At 66.0% G+C, this 20039-nt stretch carries 21 protein-coding genes and 1 tRNA gene; 13 read left to right on the top strand and 9 right to left on the bottom strand.

The genetic code is table 11. The features are described 5' to 3' along the window. Positions 1-50: 50 nt before the first annotated feature. Positions 51-2039, bottom strand: coding sequence for a PEP/pyruvate-binding domain-containing protein (locus tag ACPEH1_RS06855; protein WP_423715500.1), 1989 nt, complete (start codon positions 2037-2039; stop codon positions 51-53). Between the two features lie 181 nt (positions 2040-2220). Between ACPEH1_RS06855 and ACPEH1_RS06850 the strand changes: the two genes are divergently transcribed. Both ACPEH1_RS06850 and ACPEH1_RS06845 read left to right on the top strand, forming a co-directional pair. Next, positions 2221-2727 (top strand): GNAT family N-acetyltransferase, encoded by a 507-nt coding sequence (locus ACPEH1_RS06850; protein WP_313241910.1) that lies wholly within the window; start codon positions 2221-2223, stop codon positions 2725-2727. A gap of 270 nt (positions 2728-2997) precedes the next feature. Continuing rightward, entirely contained in the window at positions 2998-4176 is a 1179-nt protein-coding gene (locus tag ACPEH1_RS06845; protein ID WP_423715498.1) for an integrase arm-type DNA-binding domain-containing protein, read from the top strand. Between the two features lie 2 nt (positions 4177-4178). Here the strand turns inward: ACPEH1_RS06845 and ACPEH1_RS06840 are convergent, their stop codons facing one another. Then, on the bottom strand, positions 4179-4610 hold the full coding sequence (locus tag ACPEH1_RS06840; RefSeq protein ID WP_423715497.1) for an Arc family DNA-binding protein: 432 nt from the start codon (positions 4608-4610) through the stop codon (positions 4179-4181). Positions 4611-4716: 106 nt separating this feature from the next. On the opposite strand from ACPEH1_RS06840, the gene ACPEH1_RS06835 reads away from it, so the two are divergent. The 11 genes from ACPEH1_RS06835 to ACPEH1_RS06785 all read left to right on the top strand — a co-directional run bounded on the left by ACPEH1_RS06835 (position 4717) and on the right by ACPEH1_RS06785 (position 13404). Next, positions 4717-4923 carry a hypothetical protein gene (locus tag ACPEH1_RS06835; RefSeq protein WP_423715496.1) on the top strand — a complete coding sequence of 69 codons (207 nt, stop codon included), beginning with the start codon at positions 4717-4719 and terminating at the stop codon, positions 4921-4923. After that, positions 4920-5225, top strand: coding sequence for a head-tail connector protein (locus tag ACPEH1_RS06830; RefSeq protein ID WP_423715495.1), 306 nt, complete (start codon positions 4920-4922; stop codon positions 5223-5225). Before ACPEH1_RS06835 ends, ACPEH1_RS06830 begins: the two co-directional genes overlap by 4 nt. Before the next feature lie 153 nt (positions 5226-5378). Further along, entirely contained in the window at positions 5379-5735 is a 357-nt protein-coding gene (locus ACPEH1_RS06825) for a hypothetical protein (RefSeq protein WP_423715494.1), read from the top strand. Positions 5736-6253: 518 nt separating this feature from the next. Beyond that, positions 6254-7240, top strand: a complete 987-nt coding sequence (locus ACPEH1_RS06820) for a hypothetical protein (RefSeq protein ID WP_423715493.1) — start codon at positions 6254-6256, stop codon at positions 7238-7240. Between the two features lie 402 nt (positions 7241-7642). Continuing rightward, entirely contained in the window at positions 7643-8863 is a 1221-nt protein-coding gene (locus tag ACPEH1_RS06815) for a phage major capsid protein (protein WP_423715492.1), read from the top strand. A gap of 2 nt (positions 8864-8865) precedes the next feature. Beyond that, positions 8866-9387 carry an HK97 family phage prohead protease gene (locus tag ACPEH1_RS06810; RefSeq protein ID WP_423715490.1) on the top strand — a complete coding sequence of 174 codons (522 nt, stop codon included), beginning with the start codon at positions 8866-8868 and terminating at the stop codon, positions 9385-9387. Then, positions 9384-10559, top strand: a complete 1176-nt coding sequence (locus tag ACPEH1_RS06805) for a phage portal protein (RefSeq protein WP_423715489.1) — start codon at positions 9384-9386, stop codon at positions 10557-10559. The genes ACPEH1_RS06810 and ACPEH1_RS06805 overlap by 4 nt, the downstream gene beginning before the upstream one ends. After that, on the top strand, positions 10552-11016 hold the full coding sequence (locus ACPEH1_RS06800; RefSeq protein ID WP_423715488.1) for an HNH endonuclease: 465 nt from the start codon (positions 10552-10554) through the stop codon (positions 11014-11016). The genes ACPEH1_RS06805 and ACPEH1_RS06800 overlap by 8 nt, the downstream gene beginning before the upstream one ends. A gap of 98 nt (positions 11017-11114) precedes the next feature. Continuing rightward, positions 11115-11570 (top strand): hypothetical protein, encoded by a 456-nt coding sequence (locus tag ACPEH1_RS06795; RefSeq protein ID WP_423715487.1) that lies wholly within the window; start codon positions 11115-11117, stop codon positions 11568-11570. Then, on the top strand, positions 11567-13072 hold the full coding sequence (locus ACPEH1_RS06790; protein WP_423715486.1) for a terminase large subunit: 1506 nt from the start codon (positions 11567-11569) through the stop codon (positions 13070-13072). The genes ACPEH1_RS06795 and ACPEH1_RS06790 overlap by 4 nt, the downstream gene beginning before the upstream one ends. Then, complete coding sequence (locus tag ACPEH1_RS06785) at positions 13069-13404, top strand: phage head closure protein (protein WP_180838183.1); 336 nt, start codon at positions 13069-13071, stop codon at positions 13402-13404. Before ACPEH1_RS06790 ends, ACPEH1_RS06785 begins: the two co-directional genes overlap by 4 nt. A gap of 577 nt (positions 13405-13981) precedes the next feature. Here ACPEH1_RS06785 and ACPEH1_RS06780 read toward each other — a convergent pair. The 7 genes from ACPEH1_RS06780 to fabF form a co-directional block, all read right to left on the bottom strand. Next, positions 13982-14056, bottom strand: a tRNA-Val gene (locus ACPEH1_RS06780). Between the two features lie 65 nt (positions 14057-14121). Then, the gene (locus ACPEH1_RS06775; RefSeq protein WP_136005617.1) at positions 14122-14475 is read right to left on the bottom strand and encodes a PilZ domain-containing protein; all 354 of its coding nucleotides are present in this window, start codon (positions 14473-14475) and stop codon (positions 14122-14124) included. Beyond that, positions 14472-15431, bottom strand: a complete 960-nt coding sequence (locus ACPEH1_RS06770; RefSeq protein ID WP_136005615.1) for a DNA polymerase III subunit delta' — start codon at positions 15429-15431, stop codon at positions 14472-14474. Before ACPEH1_RS06770 ends, ACPEH1_RS06775 begins: the two co-directional genes overlap by 4 nt. Next, a complete protein-coding gene (gene tmk / locus ACPEH1_RS06765) occupies positions 15424-16092 on the bottom strand; it encodes a dTMP kinase (protein WP_017357548.1) in 669 nt (222 codons plus the stop codon). The genes ACPEH1_RS06770 and tmk overlap by 8 nt, the downstream gene beginning before the upstream one ends. After that, positions 16089-17147 carry an endolytic transglycosylase MltG gene (gene mltG / locus ACPEH1_RS06760; protein ID WP_423715484.1) on the bottom strand — a complete coding sequence of 353 codons (1059 nt, stop codon included), beginning with the start codon at positions 17145-17147 and terminating at the stop codon, positions 16089-16091. The genes tmk and mltG overlap by 4 nt, the downstream gene beginning before the upstream one ends. A gap of 73 nt (positions 17148-17220) precedes the next feature. Further along, on the bottom strand, positions 17221-18576 hold the full coding sequence (locus ACPEH1_RS06755) for an aminodeoxychorismate synthase component I (RefSeq protein ID WP_423715482.1): 1356 nt from the start codon (positions 18574-18576) through the stop codon (positions 17221-17223). An 87-nt stretch (positions 18577-18663) separates the two neighbouring features. Further along, a complete protein-coding gene (fabF, locus tag ACPEH1_RS06750) occupies positions 18664-19926 on the bottom strand; it encodes a beta-ketoacyl-ACP synthase II (protein ID WP_017357545.1) in 1263 nt (420 codons plus the stop codon). Positions 19927-20039: the final 113 nt, after the last annotated feature.

The following is a 20039-nucleotide window of genomic DNA, read 5'->3' as shown; positions in this document are numbered from 1 at the left end:
TAGGCAAGCACAGGACGGCCGGCAAGCGGGCGTGGGCAGGCAGCCGCCCGTCAGCGCGCGCTTCCGTCCACATAGGGTCGCGACTGCAGCATCAGCACCTCATCGCCCACCACGGCCCACTCGATGTCCTGGTCCACGCCGCCCAATGCCTGCTTGGTGGTTGTTCCGATCCTGGCCAGCCGCGCGATCAGCGCATCGGTCAGGACCTGCCGCGAGCCGGTGATGGGCACCTCGCGGACGCCACCCGCGGCGTTGGCCACCAGCTGGGTATCCTCGGCCGACCGGCTCAGCACCTGCACCGCCTTGGACCAGCTGGAGTACATCACCTGCTCGGCCTGGCGCTTGCCTTCCACCACGCGGATGCCCAGACCGCGCTTGGCCGAAATGTAGGTGATGTGGCGGCGCGCGGCATCGAAGGGGTCACGGGTGATCATCACACCGGAACTGTCTGAAGGCGCGGCGCGCTGGACCAGTACCGCCATCGCCACGGCATCCTGCTGCAGCCCGGCGGCCGTGCGCGCTTCGTATGCCTCGAAGTTGTAGACCGATGCCCACACCGTCTGCACGGCCTTGGCCAGGTCATCGGCGCGGGTCACGTTGGGAACGGTGGTGTACAGGCCTGCACCGCTGAAACCGGGGAGATCTTCGGAGTTGGACGAGCTGCGTACGAACACCCCGCCTCCCTGCAGCTGCTCGCGCCAGCGCGCCTCCAACGTGCGGATGAAGGCCGGATCGGGCGCGGCATTGGCGATCTCGGCACGCAGCGTGCCCAGCGCCTCGCGGCGCACGTCCGGGTCCGTGCCGAAGCCGGGGCGGCGCTGCAGCGCGCGCAGCCGCTCGTTGATCTGCAGCCGCTGCATCATCGCCTGGTAGTGCGAGAACGGGATGCAGAAACCGTCCGGCACGCGCGCGGCAGGCGGCAGGGCCGTTTTCAGCGCGCCCAGGTTGGCCGCCTTTACCCCGCAATGGGAACTGTCCCGCGCACGCAGGGACGCAAGCGGCTTGAGCGCCACCACCGTCAGGTCCGGGCGGGGCAGATTGCGTGCCGCCGGGCGGACCGCCGTGGCGGAAGGCGTTCTGGCCGGGCGCGCGAGCGGCGTGACCCGGTAGTTGTTGGCGGTCACCTCCAGCGTCACCCAGCGCCCGTCATGCTGGCGCAGCGCATTCTGCGCGTCGGCCACGTATGCGTTGGGGATGCCCCAGCCCTTGGCCAGCAGGTTGACGTGCGACAGCAGCGTGGACGGTCGCTGCGTCACCAGGCCGGCCACCGGTGCCAGCGCGATCGGCACCTCATCCAGCACCGGAATATCGCGCGGCGACAGCGTGCGCAGCTGCTGCTCGGAACGCACGATGCGCAGACGGCCTTCCGCGCGGCCGGTGTTCAGCGGCAGGAAGCGCTGCTCGCGCAGCAGGGCCTCCTGGCTGACGTAAGGCAGCTTCATGGTGCTGGCCAGCTGCTCGTGCCGGGTGGAGTTGGTCTTGAAGCGGATGGGGTCGCGGAACGAGGCGCGCACCACCTGGTCGGTCTGCTGCAGCAGGGACGCGGTGAGCTGGTCGCCCTCCCAGAACTCGTAGGTGTAGCCCGGCAGATCCTGCTGCCAACTGATCGTGCCGAACAGGAAGCGCCGCTGCGGATCGCGGTACTGCGCATTGAGCGTGGCCTTGTCCATGCCCGGCAGCAGCCGCTGGCGGCGTACGAACTGCTCGTGCAGCGCAATGCGCGGGGTGTTGATGTAGTAGATGCGCGCCGCGTTGCGCCGGTCGATCACGAAGATCAGGTGCGGCATTTCCAGCGCGGTGCCTGCGTTGTACACGCGCGCGAGCTGTATGAACTGGGCGCGGCTGTCGATGCGCGACAGGTAATCCGGTCCCTCGGCCACCGGCGTGGCGGACGTATCGCTGCCGTGCCGGTACTCGTAGGGCGACGGTTTGCGCGCGGTCTGCGCCAGCGCGGGAGCGACACACCCCAGCAGCAATGTGAGAACGGCGACACGCGCCCACAGGGGTCGTACAGCAGAGGTCGTACAGGCTCGTTCCATGATGCCGGTGCGGGAATGAAGTGGGTGGATCATAAGGCAGTCCAGCCCGCGCTGCCGGAACTGGGGTCCGGGCCAGGCATGCGCCGGCCCGGGCACCTGATTGTCGCGGTTTGGCACCCACCCGACGTGGTGGCGCGCGGCTGGGAGATACTGCGAGGCCCACGCCAAGGAGCGGTCCGTGATGCCACCGTTGAGAATGCCCACCGCCTCGGTAGCCGACACCGACACCCTGTTCCGGCTGATGCAGCTGTACTACTTCGACGCATCCCGGTGGAGCGGCGAGAACATCCAGCCCGACGGTCTGTACGACTGCACACGAAGCGATGTCGAGGCCACCCTGCGCGAGCAGCCGACGTGGGCGCGATTGCTGTGGTGGCAGGACACGCTGTGCGGCTTTGTGCTGGTGGACGACGTCGCGTTCCAGGGCCAACCGATACGCGAGCTGGCCGATCTGTTCGTCCTGCCCACACACCGGGGCAAAGGCATCGCCACCGCCGTCGTTGCGGCGCTGGTCACGCCGCAGAGCGGGCAATGGTTGCTGGCCACCTGGCGCAGGGATCTGCAGGCGAAGGCGTTCTGGCAGCGGAACCTGCCGAGGATGGGCGTGGAGGTCACCGTTCCTGTACAGGACGACGAATCCGACTTCGATATTCGCCTCATCCGGCGCGCCGGCATGACGCCGGACTGATCCTGCAGGCCTGCGTCGCGGCGGCGGGTGTGATCGCGCTGCCCGCCGGGTTCACGCCAACAAAAAAGCCCCCGTTTCCGGAGGCTTTTTCGACTGAATCATGGTGGGCGGTGCAGGGTTCGAACCTGCGACCCTTGCCGTGTGAAGGACGAGATACGGCCTTGCGGCACAAGGGATCGACCCATAGAGCCTTGTTTTCCAGTCTCATTGCGTCCCGCTGGATTTGGCCGCACACTGCATTTTGCAGTTACAGCGCAGTTACGGCCCACCATGAAGCAGTCCAAGCGACTCAATCCGTCCACCGTCGAAGCCGCCAAGCCCGAGGCAGCGCCCTACCGTATCTGGGACACGCTGGTCCCGCAGCTGCACCTTCGCGTGCAGCCGTCAGGGGTCAAGAGCTGGAACGTCCAGTGGAGCCGCACCAGCACCCGCGCGCTGGGGAAGTGGCCAGGCGTCACAGTGGACGCGGCCCGGGCCAGGGCGCGCGCTGTCCTCGCCGAAACGGACCAGCACGGCGCACCGCTGGCGATCGCCAAGCCCAAGGCAGACACCACGGTAGCCGACGCCTGCCGTGACTACGTGGCCACCCTCAAGAAGGACGGCAGGGACACCGCCGCGGCGGACGCCGACCGGCGCTTCGAACGGTGTTTGTACGCCGACAAGCTTGGCAAGGTGCGATTGACCGACCTGCACCAGGATCACATCGAGGCCTGGCGCGATCGCGTGGAAAGAGGCGACCTCCCTGCCCTACCGGTGAAGCGTGGCCGGCCACCGGTGGCAAAGCCCTTGGCTAAGTCCAGCGTCAACCGCATGCGCACGGTGCTGGTGGCCGCCCTGAATCACGCTGTGGCCCGCCGCAAGGCTTCACCAGACGTGGCGTTCGAATGGAACTCGGTGAGGCCCCTCAAGGACGCCAGCCAGCGCCGTGGGCTGTACTTGGAGCGTGGGCAGCGCCGCGCGCTGCTGGATGCCGCTGTGGGGCCGGTGCGCGACCTGATCGAGTGCGTTGCGCTCACCGGTTGCAGGCCGGGAGATCCAGCCATCTGCCTGCGCTCAGACTATGACGGCCGCACAGCCAGCGTCAGGTTTCGCAGCAAGGACCACGACCGCAAGATTCCGCTCTCCCCCGCCGCTGGCGCCATGTTCGACCGGCTGGCCAAGGGGAAGCTCCCCAAGGCGCACCTGTTCACCCAGGACGGCGGGAAGGCATGGACCGCTGACGCCTGGAGCGATCCCGTCAGGGAGGCCGCTGCGCGCGCTGGGCTGCCCGCCGGCGTCACGCTCTACACCCTGCGGCACTGCTGGATCACGGACGCCATCGTGGGCGGCATGGACCTACTGACCGTGGCGAAGCTGGCCGGCACGTCACTGGCGATGATCGAGAAGCACTACGGGCACTTGGTGCAGGGCGCAGCGCGTGACAAGCTGGCGCAGGTGCAGTTCCTCTGAAATCAGAACTTGCGCCTGTAATACGCAGGCTCTCTGCCGTCCTTCTCGATTGCTTCAAGAATGGTTTGGATCGAGTAGCGCAAAGCGTAGAGCCGCTCGTTCATCGTGTCTCTAGCAAGCCGAGCGGCCGCAAGTGCGCGATCTTCGGGAATGGCCTCATCTTCCAGAAGCCATCTCAACGCCTCGCGCTGACCAGCCTCATAGCGTTTGATGTCTGCGGTCAGCCCATCCAGATCGGCCGCCAAGTTCCGCACTTCTCCCAAGTTCTTGTGCAGCAGGTGCACCTGGTCCAACAGCTGAGACTCTAGCGACCACTCCAGACGGGTGACGATCTCTGCGGTAAGAGACCGGCCAGAAGCGCTTGCCGCGCCCTCCAGCTCACTCTTCAAATCGGCGGGCATACGGACGTTGACTTGGGGATCGGTTCTGGCCATAGGTCGGATCATGGTGCATCACCGTGCTTGCGGTCAATATCGCACGGTGCTATGTTTAGCCAATGCAGCACGGTGCTGCATTCAACTGAACAGTTAGGACAAACCAATGACCGACTTAACGCGCAAACTCGCCCATCCGATCGAAGAAGCGTTTGAACTTATCGGCGTGTCCCGCACTCGTGGCTACCAGCTCATCAACACGGGCTTACTCCAGACGTACAAGGACGGCAAGCGCCGGCTTTGCAGCCACGCCGCTCTGGTGAGTTGCCAGCAAGCAATGGAGAAAGCATCGCGCGAGGGCAAGGCCGCGTGAGCATCCCGACCCTTGAGCAGGCCAAGACCCACCTGCGCCAGATCGACAGCGACCTGGACACAGCTATCGCCATCGCCATCAGCGGCGCACAGGCCGAAATGGATGGTTACCTCGGTGGAGAACCCTCAGCGACCCGCTGGCCGGCAGAGACCGCAGTACCCGGCGATGTGCTGGCCGCCGCGCTGACCCTGACGGCAGTGCACTTTGAGGCTGGCACGCCCGACGACGCAGAGCGCCGCCGCAGGGCCGCCTACGCGCTGCTGGCGAAGCACCGCACCGATGCCGGCATCCGAGGGGCGTGATCGTACGCCTGCAGGCCCACCAGAAATCCACGACCAAGAGGCACTGATAGGAGGAGCAATGCTCCGCATGCCAGAAATAGAAACGGCCCAGGTGGTTCGTACCCACCTGAGCCGCAAAAGCCAAGCCCGAACCGACCAAGGAACGAACTGACTATGAGTTATATCGTACACCAACCGTTGCCGGCCGCAATCAGGGTTGTCCCCAACCCTGTACCGGACTTCTCTGACACCGCGCGCTGGGCCCAAGTGCTGGTGCAGGACAACCTCAACGCCCCGCGCTTCCAGCAAGGCGACGTGCTGCACGTCGACCTGGCCCGCGACCGCTTCTGCGGCGACAGCCACTACGTAATCGAGATCGGCGGGCAGCAGATGGTCCGTATCGTGCAGGCCCGCCCTGGTGGGCTGTGGGTCTTCCCCGTGGGCCATCCTGGCACCGCCTATTCCGTCCCTCGGGAGCTGCTAACTGTCCTCGGCGAAGTGATGTACGCCACCACCACGCGGAGGGTTTGATGAGCGCTCAGCTAATGGCTATTGGCGACAGCGGCCGACCGGAGCCGACCAACCCGGACGATGCCGACGCCCCAGGCGCGCTGCCAGTGGGGCCGCGCAATGCAGTCACGCCGGCCAGCATCCGTTTCATCTACTGGGGACGACCAGGGAACGAGTGCCGGGCGGTGCGGGTCAAGCGCATCTGCCGGCCGCATACCCGCTGCAATCGGGGCCCGTTCGTGAAAGTGGTGTTTGAGTGCACGCCGTTCACCCGCGCGACGCTGCCAGAAGTCCCGCTAATGGCTGACGAGAAGCACGTAGCACTGACCTGCCCCGCTGATATAGGCGACCCGCTGTGGGCAACACTGCCTGCCCGCGACCAGACACGCCTTCTGCGGGCTCTTTCAGGAACGAAGTAGCCGCACCCCCATCGGCATCACCCGCCTCAGATTCCTCCCCCAAGAGAATCTGTCAGATACCGTGTGCACCACCTATTCCAATAGGTACTATTAAGTTCATCCAAACGAACGAGTTAGGTAATGGCAAACAACGGAGGCTTCTTCGCGATTGGAAAGCAACAATGGACCAAGGCTTGCTCACTCGGCCTGAATCATGCCGTTACGCTTCTTGTGATGGCACGGGGTACTGGCAGGGACAATTGCACAACGTCTTGGAGCGCAGAATCCGCTTTCAAGTACACGGGACTTGCATGGCGGCGCGGCAATGATGTTATTGCAGCGCTGTGCGAGGCGCAGCTCGTAGCGAAGGAACAAGCTGGGAAGCGCCCCCGCTATAAGCTTTCCAAACCAGATGCCCTGGAAGATCTGATATGGCTTCCCAACGAGTTTGTGACGGGCGCAGCGAGCGAAGTGCCGCCATTGCGCAAGCTCCGGGAAGGCCAGAGTGTTGAGCATCTGGAAACACTTGTTGAGCTTTACGCAGCTCAGGATCTGGTAGGAGACGGCGGAATATCCAGGAGCTTGTTCCGAGCACCATACGACGTGCGCGAGCGCATTTGTGGACGAGGCCCTTTTGAGATCATTGGCTTCTCTAGAAGCAAGCGCGAGGATCACTGCAGCTTTAGCGGGCCATTAAAGCGATTCCAATACGCCAAGGTGGAGGATGACTCACAGCATCCTGTATGGACATTTCTCCGCTCAATGGAGCGTATGGGGCTCCTTGAGCGGGCGACATACTTGGTGGAGAGCGACGATCAGGAGTCCGAGCTGATTCATCAACTTGCGGGCGATGATCTGTCTCAGCGAACTGCCGATGCCGCCGTAGCCTTAGCCGACTCACTGCCTGGAGGATTTAGCTACGAGGCGCAGCGATTCGACTTCGTGCTACCCATCCCTGAGCATATGACCAAAGCAACAGTAGTAGGCATCCTGCGGCTGAGATACCGCCCCAAGACGACGAAGACGGCGGCTTGGTACGGCCAGCATGTAGAAAGCTGCGCGAGGTACGAAGCACTCTACAACCGAATCGCCGAGGGCGATTTCAGCGGACTGGCGGCCAAATGTTGATATCAAAGGGTATCAAGGATTTATCAAGGGAACTCAATGGAGTTCAAAGGGAGTAAGTGTAGATATCAAGGGAGATCAAGGCGAGTACACACCAGTGCGAAAGCGCTCGGTAACGCCAAAACCGTTACCCGTCACAGCACCAGTCACAGTGACAGGCCCTGCAGCGCAACGCATGGGGAAGGAATGCAGCACGGCGCGCAGGGCTGCACGGGGCTCACCCCATGCGCCCGCTGCACCTGGTGCACCCCATCCACCACCTCGAGAAGCTGCGCAAATCGGCGTTGGCAGTACGTGACAATTTACGCTATTGAATCCCGTTGAATCCTCACTGCGCGGTTGTTTGCACGACTGAATCCATGCAGGTAAATGGTTATCCGGAATCATCAATCTCCGGAGAACCGCATGACCCTGAAAGCCCTACGTGAGGCGCGCGCTGCAAAAGTAGCCGAGGCCCGCGCGCTGGTGGAAACCGCACAACGCGAGAACCGCCAGCTCACTGCCGAGGAATCGGCCACCTTCGACACGATCAAGGCCGCAATCACCGACCTGGAACACCAGGAGCAGCGCCAGCAGTTCCTGGACGACGCCGAGCGCCGCAGCACCGGCACCGTGGTCAGTGGCGGCAGCGACACGCTGCCCGAGCTGGAGAAGCGCGTCTCGCTGCTGACCGTGGTGCAGGCCAAGATCGACGGGCGCGCACTGACGGGCGCAGAGGCTGAGTATCACGCCGAGGCCGAGCGCCGCACCGGCATGAAGGCGCAGGGCGTGCTGGTGCCGCTGTCGCTGCTGGAGCGCCGCGCACCTAACCTGACGACCACTGCCGGCGAGCTGATCCCGACCGATCACCGTGGTGACCAGTACATCGGCCCGCTGCGTGATTCGCTGGTGGTGCGCCAGATGGGCGTGCGTGTGCTGTCCAGCCTGACCGGCAACGTGGAAATCCCGAAGTTCGCTGCGGGCCTGTCGGCAGGCTGGGTTGGCGAGAACGAGGCGCTGCCGGAATCGGTGATGGACTTCGATTCGGTCAGCCTCAAGCCGCGTCACGTCGGTGCGATCACTTCGTGGTCCCGCCAGCTGGCGCAGCAGTCCAATCCGAGCATCGAGCAACTGCTGCGCGATGACCTGGCGTTCGCTGTCGGTGCAGAGGTAGACAAGGCCATTATCACCGGCGATGGCGTCAAGGCTCCGCTGGGCATCATCAACACGGCCGGCGTGCAGATCACCACGGTTCCCACTACCTGGGAGGAAGTGCTGGCCGTGGAAGGCCTGCTGGAGGACGTGAACGTCGCTCCGAACTACTGGTACACCAAACCGAGCGTCATGCGCTCGCTACGTGGGAAGCTCAAGGCCGCCACTGCCGGTAGCGAGTACATCGCCACCGCCACCCGCATCGGCGAGATTGCCGCCGCCACGTCCAACGCCGCGCCGGCCGACACCGCAATCCTGGGCGACTGGACGCAGCTGATCCTGGGCACCTGGGGCGTGCTGGACCTGCTGGTGAACCCGTATGAGGGCGAGGCATTCCGCCGCGGCAACGTACTGATCCGCGCGATGATGACCTGTGACCTGGTGGCGCGTCATCCCAAGGCGTTCGTGGTGGCCAAGCCGGCGACCGGGGGCTGAGGATGAACGTGGAGCGCCGCTTCGCTGCCGGTGCAACCGTGGAGGGCCGCCAGCTGATCGGGTTGGCGGCCCCGTTCGGTTCTGAGACACGGGTAGCCGACTTCCGTGAGGTGATCGCGCCAGGTGCGTTCACGCGCACTCTGGCCGAGAACCGCGACATTCTCGCGCTGGTGGACCATGACGTGGGCCGGGTGCTGGGCCGCACCCGTAGCGGCACGCTGGAGCTGCGAGAGAGCGCCCAAGGGCTGGAGTACCGCATCGCCCTGCCCGAGACCACCACCGGCAACGACCTGCGCGCGCTGGCCGTACGGGGTGACCTGGGCGGCGTCTCGATGGGCTTTGTCGCCAAGCGCGACAGCTGGGCCGGCGAGCTGCGCACCTTGCACGAGGTGGAGCTGCACGAAATCAGCATCGTGCAGGCGCATGCGGCCTATCCCACCACCACCGTATCGCTGCGCAGCCGTCAGCCGGGCGACCGTGACCGCCTTGGCCTGCTGCGCTGCTGGCTGGAGACCTGCCGATGAGGCTGTGGCCGTTCAAGCGCGCAGAGAAGCGTGACGCATCGACTGATCCCAGCTGGGGCCACCTGGTCAACGGCGGCGCGGTCAGCGCGTCGGGGCAGTTCGTGGACGCCAAGGCCGCAGAGACCATCGCTGCCGTGTTCGCCGCAGTGCAGACGCTGGCTGAATCCACCGCATGCCTGCCGCTGCATGTCTACGAGCGAAAAGCCGATGGCGACCGCGCGCGTGCTGATGATCACCCGCTCGCCCGCGCGCTGCGCCAACCCAACGCCCATCAGTCCGGCTTGTCGTTCCGTGAGGCAATGACAGCAGCGGTGCTATTGCACGGCAACGCCTACGCACGCATCGAGTACGACGGCACTGGCAACCTGCTGGGGCTGCACCCGATTAATCCGCGCGCTGTCACCGTGGTGAAGCTGCCCTCAGGCCGCTACCGCTACGAATACGCCGAGGACAACGGCGCAATAGTGCGGCTGCTGGACGATGAGGTGTTCCACTTGGCCGACCGCACCGAGCCGGGCAGCATCATGGGCAAGTCCCGCATTGCCATCGCGCGCGACACGCTGGGCCTGGGCCTCAGCCTGCGCGACCACGGAGCGTCCACGTTCCGCAACGGCGCACGGCTCTCTGGCGTGCTGCAAACGCCGAACGTCCTGGACGACAACAGCGCTGCGCGCATCGGCGATTCCTGGCGCTCCCAATTCTCCGGCACCGAGAACATCGGCAAGACCGCCGTGCTGGAGAACGGCCTCACCTATCAGCAGCTGGCAATGAGCCTGGAGGATGCACAGTGGATCGCGGCTCAGCAGTTCACCGTGGTGGAGGTGGCGCGCCTGTTCCGCGTTCCGCCCACCATGCTGCAGGACCTAAGCCACGCCAGCTACAGCAACACCGCTGAGCTGGGTAGCCAGTTCGTGCGCTACAGCTTGCAGCGTTGGCTGGCCATGTGGGAGGCCGAGATTAGCCGGCAGCTACTCGGACCTACGGGCCGCAAGCGCTACCTCGCCGAACACAGCGTGGAAGGGTTGTTGCGCGGCAACCCCGAGGCACGCGCTGACTTCTACGGCAAGGCTCTGACCGCCAAATGGATGACGGTCGATGAGGTGCGTCGGCTGGAGAACCTACCCGCCCTGCCCCAAGCCCCGACCCCACCTGAGGACCCCACCAATGCCTAAGCGCCCACCCGTCCACAACCCGTTCCCGCGTCTGCCTGGCGTGCGCGTGCACAACCCCAGCAAGGCACGCAAGGTAGCCACCTTCGACCCGATGGCAGCACGCGGCGTAACGCATGCACCGACGCCGTTGGAGGCCGCCAAGAAGAAGGCCAATCCGACCGGACGCGATGCCGACCCGCGCCGTGCCATCCCGCTCAACAGCACACGCTGGAGGAAGCTGCGCGCCCGCATCCTGGCCGAGGAACCGTTGTGCCGCACGTGCAGTGAGCCTGCCACGGACGTGGACCACATCAGCGGCGATCCCAGCGATAACAGGCGGGTGAACCTGCAAGGCCTCTGCCACGCGTGCCACTCCCACAAGACGGCCCGTGAGCGGGCAGGCAAGCCGGTGGTGATCGGATGCGACGCGGAGGGCTGGCCGATGGACCCACGCCACCCGTGGAACGCCAAAGCGTGAAACAAAAATCGCTGGGGGATCAGCCGTCCAAGACCGTCCATCCCCCTTCGAATTATCGATAAGTCCAAAGATTACGCGTACCACTGGAACGCCCAGCAATGAAGAAGCGAAAGCAACGCTCCGATAGCAACACTGCCGCCGTGCAAGCGGCGCAGAATGCGGCGCTTGGAGCGCTGGATCCGCCGCCCCACATCGCAATCCCCAAGTCGGCCATGCCGTACTGGCAAGCCATCATGCGCAACCGCCCGCGCAGCCGCTGGAACGACCTGGACTTGGCCAACGCCGCAGAGCTGGCAATGCTCCACGACGACATGGCCCGCCTGCGCGCTGTGATCCGCCTGCAGGGCGACGTGCGGGAGGACGGCAAGCCGCATGCGGCGCACCGTCTGGTGGATACAGCAGGCCGCCGAGCCATAGCCCTGTCGAGGCTGCTGCACGTCCATCCCGAGGCCACCGAGGGCCGCAGCCGTGATGCCGGCAACGCCCTGGCACTGGAACGCGACGCCGAGCAGGAGGCCGATCCGCTGATCCCGATGCTGCGGGTGGTGAAGTGAGTCGCGCCGGCCGCGTTATCGAGTTCATCGAGCGGTACTGCCTTACGCCCGACGGCGCGCAGGTGGGCCGCCCGATGGTGCTGGCCGACTTCCAGAAGGAGTTCATCCGCGCCACCTACGACAACCCCTCCGGCACGCGCCGCGCCTATCTGTCGATCGCACGCAAGAACGGCAAGACCGGCCTAATCGCCGGCCTGCTGCTGGCCCACCTGGTGGGGCCAGAGGCCAAACTCAACGCGCAGCTGGTGTCGGGAGCGATGAGCCGTGACCAGGCCGCCCTGGTGTTCAACCTCGCGGCCAAAATGGTGCAGCTCTCCCCCACCCTGTCCAAGCTGGTGCGCATCGTTCCATCGGGCAAGCGACTGCTCGGCCTGCCCATGAACACCGAGTTCAAGGCGATGGCCGCCGATGGCAAGACGGCGCACGGTCTCTCCCCGGTGCTGGCGATCCTCGATGAGGTTGGCCAGGTGCGCGGGCCGCAGTCCGATTTCGTGGATGCCATCGTGACCAGCCAGGGCGCGCACGCCGAGCCGCTGCTGCTGGTCATCTCCACGCAGGCCGCCACTGACGCCGACCTGCTCAGCGTGTGGCTGGACGATGCGCAAGCGTCGAATGATCCGTGCATCGTCTGCCACCTCTACGCCGCTCCCGAAGGCTGCGCGCTGGACGATGAGGAGGCGTGGACCGCTGCAAACCCGGCCTTAGGTCTGTTCCGCAGCCGGACAGACCTGACCGAGCAGATGAAACAGGCCGCGCGCATGCCCAGCATGGAGAACACTGCGCGCAATCTGCTGCTCAATCAGCGCGTGACCACCGATGCCCCGTTCGTTTCGCCGGGCGTGTGGAAGGCCAACGGCGCGGAGCCGCTTCCGTTCGACGGCCCCGTGTTCGGTGGCCTGGACCTGTCCGCCCGCAACGACCTCACGGCGCTGGTGCTGGTGGGCCAGGTGGAGGGGGTATGGCAGGTGCAACCCTACTTCTGGACGCCGCAGGTGGGCTTGGGCGAGCGCGTGCGCCGCGACCGCGCCCCGTATGACGTGTGGGCCAGGCAGGGGCTGCTGCGCACCACGCCAGGCGCATCCGTGGACTACGCGCACGTAGCCACCGACATTGCCGATCTGCTCTCCGACCTGGGCGTGGAGGCCATCGCCTTCGACCGCTGGCGCATGGACGTGATGAAAGGCGAGCTGGACCGGCTGGGCATCCAGCTACCGCTGGTGCCGTTCGGGCAGGGCTTCAAGGATATGGCCCCCGCCCTGGACACCCTGGAGGCGGAGCTACTCAACAGCCGGCTGGCCCACGGCATGCACCCCGTCTTGCAGCTTTGCGCCGCCAACGCGATGACCGTCCGCGATCCGGCCGGCAACCGAAAGCTGGACAAGGGGCGCGCCACCGGACGCATCGACGGCATGGTGGCGCTGGCGATGGCCCTTGGCGCAGCGCAGACGGTGCAGCCGCCCGCGCCCGACCCCTACCAATCCCGAGGACTTCGCTTCATATGACCTACGCCGCCCAAGAGCTGAGCACCCGCATCCAGCTCCAGCGCTCCACCTACGTGCAAGATCCCTTAGGTAGTCCCATCTACACCTGGACGACCTATGCCGAGGCCTACGTGCGCTTCGAGCCGCTACTGGGCCGAGAGTTCTTCGCCGCGGCGCAGACGGTCAGCGAGTCCCAGGCCAAGATCACCATGCGCTGGCGAGACGGCATCAAGGCCAGCGACCGCATTGTGGCGCGCGGCGAGAACTGGAACATCGTCAGCATCCAGAACATCGCGTACCGCAACCGCGAACTGCTGATTTACATCAAACGCAATCCCTTGGCAGACCGCTAGCGGAACCTGCAAGCCCGCATCCGGTGTCATCGCGGATGCGAGCCCATGCACACGATGCTAGACGGTGTAGATCGCGAACGGAGGCGAGTACTTCCTCAGTACCGTCAAGGGGTAGGTCGCTTCACGAGGCGTACCCGCTTTATCAACCCAGTAGCACCTTGCTTCTCCGTCAGTGATCTCAGCAATGCGCATAGCCGGACCACCGTCCAACTGCACCTGATCGTCAGCCTTGAAATTCATCTTAGTTCACTCAGCTCGCCGCAATTGGCACCACAATTAGAACGATAAGGGCGCCGACAGTCAACTAATCCCGTTTTTGCAACATTCTTACCAATGACAGAGGGAGCGTTTGCTATCCGCAACAGATGAGTGCTGCGGACCTTAGATCATCCAAGGGCGCTGCCTCTAAGCGGCTAACAAGGAACGAGATGAGTGACGAAACTGACCGAATCTCACTCGAGCGAAACCGCACTGACGTGCGTTACGCGGCAACGCAGCCGTGCAGTTACCATGCAGTTACGAAAAAGCCGGCTCAAGGCCGGCTTTTTCGTTAACCCTTAAAAATCAGGGCCTTATGTGGTGGGCGGTACAAGGTTCGAACTTGTGACCCTTGCCGTGTGAAGGCAATGCTCTACCGCTGAGCTAACCGCCCGATGCTGCTGAGCCGCTCATTATAGGGCGGCAAATTTTCACGTCAACGGTTTTCCTGAAATTTCTTCACATCGTGTGCGTGGGCTTGTCCGAGGTGATGATGCCGGCCAGCAGCGTCTCGATCTTGTGCCGTACGGCCTCGCCTTCGGTGCCTTCGGCGAGCTGTACGCCGATGCCGGCGGCGCGGTTGCCCTGCGCACCGGCCGGGGTCACCCAGATCACCTTGCCGGCCACCGGCAGGCGCTCGCTGGAGTCCGGCAGGGTCAGCAGCAGGAACACCTCGTCGCCGAGGAAGTAACGCTTGGGCGTGGGCACGAAGATGCCGCCGTTCTTCACGAACGGCATGTATGCGCTGTACAGCGCGGCCTTGTCCTTCACGGCCAGGGACAGGATGCCCTGGCGGGCGTTGGTGGCGCTCATGCTCTAGTTCCCCTTGGGTGCCGCTCGTTGACCTTGTTCCAGGCCAACAACAATTCCACCACCGCCAGATCGGCGCGCACGGTGGTGCGCAGCAGGTCGCGGGTTCGGTTGGCGGCGTCGAACCACGACGCCAGCTTGTGCAATCGGTCCGGATCGGTCAAGCCGCCGCCCGCCGCCTGGGCCAGCGCGAGGTCGGCGGCATGGCGCAGGCGCAGCGCGCCGTGCTCGTCGCCGGTCCAGCGCTGGGCCAGTTCCACCGCGCCGGCGCGGCCGGCCACCAGCGATTCCAGATCGGTGGCCACCTGGCGGCGCAGCGCCAGGCCATCTTCGCGCAGCCAGTCATCGGCCAGGCCGGGATGACCGCGCGCGGCGTCGAGGGCTTCGCGCGCACTGGCGTCGCTGTGGCCCTGCGCCTGCAGCCACGCCAGTGCTTCCTCGCGCGGCGGCAGCTTGAACTCCAGCCGCTGGCAGCGGCTGCGCACGGTCGCCGGCAGGCGCGCCGGGTCGCTGCTGATCAGCCACAGGTAACGGCCGGGCTGCGGCTCTTCGAGGGTCTTGAGCAGCGCGTTGCAGGCGGCGCGATTGATCGCATCGGCCGGATCGACGATCACGACCTGGGCAATGCCGTACTGCGGGGTGAGCGCCAGCTTCTGCGAGATCTCGCGCACCTGCTCGATCACGATCTCGGTGCGCAGCTTGTCGCCGGACTTGTTGGGAATGAACGAGATCAGTTGCAGGTCCGGGTGGGTACCGGCGGCAATCAGCTGCGCGCTGCGCTTGGCCGCCGCCGGTTCGCCACGCCCGAGCACATGTTCGGCCAGGCGCAGCGCCACCGCGCGCTTGCCCAGCCCGGCCGGGCCGCAGATGAGCAGGCCGTGGCCCAGGCGGCCGGCATCCAGCGCGGCCACAGTCTGGTCGTAGGCGCGCTGCTGCCAGGGTGAGAACGTGTCAGTCATGGGCAGGCTCCTGTGCCAGCCACGCGTCCACCGCGGCCACCACCGACCGCGCCACGCCGGCCTGGTCCTGGCCGGCGTCGATCAGGCGGAAACGCGCGGCGTCATCGCTGGCGCGCTGGCGGAATACCGCGCGCACCCGCTGGAAGAAATCGTCCTGCTCGCTCTCGATGCGGTCCGGCCACAGATCGCGGCCATTGGCGCGGGCGCGGCCCACGGCCACGTCCACATCCAGCAGCAGGGTCAATCCCGGCAGCAGGCCAACGGCGCGGCGCTCGAGGTCGGCAATCCAGGCCGCATCGAGGCCGCGTCCGCCGCCCTGGTAGGCGTAGCTGGAATCAGTGAAACGGTCGCTGATGACGTAGGCGCCGCGTTGCAGGGCTGGCTGGATCACCTCGCGCACATGCTGGGCGCGCGCGGCGAACACCAGCAGCAGCTCGGCTTCGGCCGACAGCGGCTCGGCGGCGATCTCCGCATCGGGGGTGAGCACCAGCGCGCGGATGCGCTCGGCCAGCGGCGTGCCGCCGGGCTCGCGGGTCAGCAGCACCTCGTGGCCCCGCGCGTGCAACGCATCGCGCAGGGCGTTGATGGCCGTGGTCTTGCCCGCGCCCTCGCCGCCTTCAAGGCTGATCAGGCGCGGGTGGCGCAGCAGCGAAACCGTCATTGCGTTGCCGCCGGGCTGCGCTGCTGGCGCAGCTGCTGCAGGTAACGCGCGACCGCGGCGTTGTGGTCGGTGTAGTTGGCCGAGAACACATGCGCGCCGCTGCCGTCGCCAACCGCCACGAAATACAGCGCGTCGCCGGCGGCCGGCTGCGCGGCCGCATGCAGGGCGTCGCGGCCGGGCATGGCGATCGGGGTCGGGGTGAGGCCGGCGCGGGTGTAGGTGTTGTACGGCGTGTCGGTGGTCAGGTCGCGCTTGCGGATGTTGCCGTCGTAGCGGCTGCCGATGCCGTAGATCACCGTCGGATCGGTCTGCAGGCGCATGCCGATCTTCAGGCGGCGCACGAACACGCCGGCGATCTGGGGGCGCTCGCTGGGCAGCGCGGTTTCCTTCTCGATGATCGAGGCGAGGATCAGCAGCTCATACGGTGAATTCAGCGGCAGATCGTCGGCGCGGCTGTCCCACGCGGCGGTCAGCGCCTTCTCCATTGCGGCATGGGCGCGCTTGAGCACGTCCAGGTCGCTGTCGCCACGCTGGTAGACGTAGGTCTCCGGCAGGAAGCGGCCTTCGGGGTGTTCGCCCGGGAAGCCCAGCGCCTTCATCAGCGCGGCGTCGTCCATGTCATCGGTGGTGTGGCGCAGCGGATCGGCACGCTTGAGCGCGGCGCGCACCTGGCGGATGTTCCAGCCTTCGACGATGGTCAGCCGGTGCTGAAGCACGCGGCCCTGACGCATGCGGATGAGCAGTTCGCGCGGGGTGAGGCCGGCGTCGAGCGCGTACTCGCCCACCTTGAGCTTGCCGGCGGCATCGAGCTGGCGTGCCAGCAGTGTCCACTGGGTATCGCTGCCTTCGTCCACACCGGCAGCACGCAGCTTGCCCAGCACCGTATTCAGGCCATCGCCGGAGGCGATCACCACGCTGGACTGGTCGGGGGTGATCGGCGCGTCGGCAAAGCGGCTCTGGTCGTGCCAGAACCAGGCACCCACTGCCGCCAGCACCAGGCCGCCCAGCAGCAGCACCGCCAGCACGGCCAGACATCCCCGTTTCGCACCCGCCATGTTCACCTCGTGTCGTTATTCAGTGCGCGGCACCGGCCAGCGGCCGGCACCCCGTCGGACAGCATACCGTGGCTCAGTCCTGCCGCCCCAGCGCACGCAGCAGGCCACGCGCCTTGGCACGGGTTTCGTCCAGTTCCTTGACCGGGTCCGAATCGACCACGATGCCGGCACCGGTGCGGAACACCGCCGTGTCGGCGGCCACTTCGGCGGTGCGGATCAGGATGTTCAGGTCCAGGTCGCCATCACGGTTCAGCCAGCCGAACGCGCCGGTGTAGGCGCCGCGTGCGGTCTGCTCCAGCTCGGCAATGATCTGCATGCAGCGCACCTTGGGGCAGCCGGTGATGGTGCCGCCGGGGAACGTGGCGGCGATCACCGCGCCGGGGCTGACATCCTGGCGCAGGCGACCACGCACGTTGCTGACGATGTGATGCACGTGGGCGTAGCTTTCCACCGTCATCAGCTCGTCGACCTCGACGCTGCCGGGCGTGCAGATGCGCCCCAGGTCGTTGCGTTCCAGGTCGATCAGCATGACGTGCTCGGCACGCTCCTTGGGATGGCCCACCAGCTCCTGGATGCGCGCGGCATCGTCGTCGCCGGCGAAGCGCGGGCGCGTGCCGGCGATCGGACGGGTCTGCACGTCATCGCCATGCACCGAGACCAGGCGCTCGGGGGAGGAGCTGACCACTGCCCTGCCCTGCGCCATGAACAGGCCGGCGAACGGGGCCGGATTGGCCACCCGCAACTGGGCATACAGGGCCTGCGGCGACAGCGGCTGGGCGAACTGCGCTGCCCAGCGGCGCGACAGGTTGACCTGGAACACATCGCCGGCGCGCAGGTAGTCGATGACGGTGCCAACACCGTCGGTGAAGCGCTGCGGGGCGTCTTCCGTCACGTCGGCCGGCGGCTGCCAGGCCGGCAGCGGTGCCAGCGTGGTGGATGCCTGCACATCGGCCAGCAGGGTCGGCAGCAGCCCGGCGTGGTCGGTTTCGCAGATGGCGTGGTACTGGCCGAGAACGCGGTCGTGCAGCACGGCGGCCGGGCAGCGCAGGGCCAGTGCGGAGGGCAGGCCGTCGGCGCGCGCGGGCACCTGCAGCACGGTTTCGATCTGCCCGGCCAGTTCATAGTCCAGCATCAGCGCCCAGCCGCCGCGGAACGGCAGCATGGTCTCCTCGCGGGGCAGGCGCAGGGCCGCCCAGTGCGCATCCAGCGCCTCGAGAAAGCTGCCGGCGTGGGCGGTGCCGTCAGCGTCGCGGACCACGCCGTCGGCGTGCAGCGCCAGCGCCTGGCCGTTGGCCATCAGCAGCAGGTCCCAGCGCCCTTGGGCGGTGCCCGAGGCGGTGGACTCCATCAGCAGCGGATAGCGCGAGGGGTCCACGCGCTGCAGCGCGAGCAGATCGGTGGTGGCGGGCAACGGCTGGATCTGGAGCATGGCAGGGAACCGGAAAGGAGCGCGGGGGCCAGATACACCAAGGCCGCCATGATGGCGGCCCGGGTGCGGGGTACGACGGTGCGCGGATCAGACGCGCTTGAACACCAGCGTGCCGTTGGTACCGCCAAAGCCGAAGCCGTTGGACATGACCACATCCACCTTCTGCTGGCGCGCCACGTTGGGCACGTAATCCAGGTCGCAGCCTTCGCCCGGCTGCTGCAGGTTGATGGTCGGCGGAATGATGTTGTCGCGCAGCGCCAGCACCGAGAAGATCGCCTCGACGCCGCCGGCGGCACCAAGCAGGTGGCCGGTCATCGACTTGGTCGAACTGACCATCATCCTGTACGCGTGGTCGCCGAAGGCGGTCTTCATGGCCATCGTTTCGCCGAGGTCACCCAGCGGGGTCGAGGTGCCGTGCGCGTTGAGGTAGCCGACCTGGTCCGGGGTCACACCGGCGTCCTTGAGGGCCATCGTCATGCAGCGCGCAGCGCCTTCGCCGTTTTCGCTCGGCGCGGTCATGTGGTACGCATCGGAACTCGCGCCGAAGCCGGCCAGCTCGGCATAGATGCGCGCGCCACGCGCCTTGGCGTGTTCGTACTCTTCCAGGATCAGAATCCCGGCACCGTCGCCCAGCACGAAGCCGTCGCGGTCCTTGTCCCACGGTCGCGAGGCTTCAGCCGGCGCGTCGTTGCGGGTGCTCATGGCCTTCATCGCGCAGAAGCCGCCCAGGGCGGTCGGCGAGGAGCCGCGCTCGGCGCCGCCCACCACCATCACGTCCGCATCGCCGTACTGGATCATGCGCATGGCGGTGCCGATGGAGTGGTTGGAGGTGGCGCAGGCCGACACCGCCGAGAACGACGGACCCTTCAGGCCGGTGATGATGCTGAGCTGGCCCGGCAGCATGTTGATGATGGTCTTGGGCACGTAGAAGGGCGAGATTTTCTTGCCCTCGTGGAACTCGATGGTCTGTTCCTCAATGCCCAGCAGACCGCCGATGCCCGCGCCGACGATGGCGCCCACGCGCTCGGCATTGGCGTCGGTGATCTCCAGGCCCGCATCGTGCAGGGCCATGAACGAGGCACCGAGGCCGTAATGGATGAACGGGTCCATCTTCTTGGCATCCTTGCCGCTGACCCGGAATTTACCGAACTGTTCGTTGTCGGCGGTGATGTCGAAGTCCCTGACCTCACCTGCGATCTTGGTGGTGAAACGGTCCAGGTAGGACTGCGAAACGTTGGTCAGCGGACCGATGCCGGAACGGCCTTCGGTGATGCCCTTCCAACTGGTGGCCATATCATTGCCCAACGGCGAGACCATGCCCATGCCGGTAACGACGACGCGACGCTTCATTGCAGATTCTCCTGACCCGGGTGTTGCGGGTATGACGCGGTACAACGCTCAAATGCACAGGGCCGCATGTGCGGCCCCATGAGTTTGCCGCACGCGGTCGCGGCGATTGCCAC

The organism is Stenotrophomonas sp. NPDC077421 (assembly GCF_049545505.1).
GTDB classification, from domain to species: Bacteria; Pseudomonadota; Gammaproteobacteria; order Xanthomonadales; family Xanthomonadaceae; genus Stenotrophomonas; species Stenotrophomonas nematodicola.
This window is presented reverse-complemented; position numbering and strand designations above follow the sequence as displayed.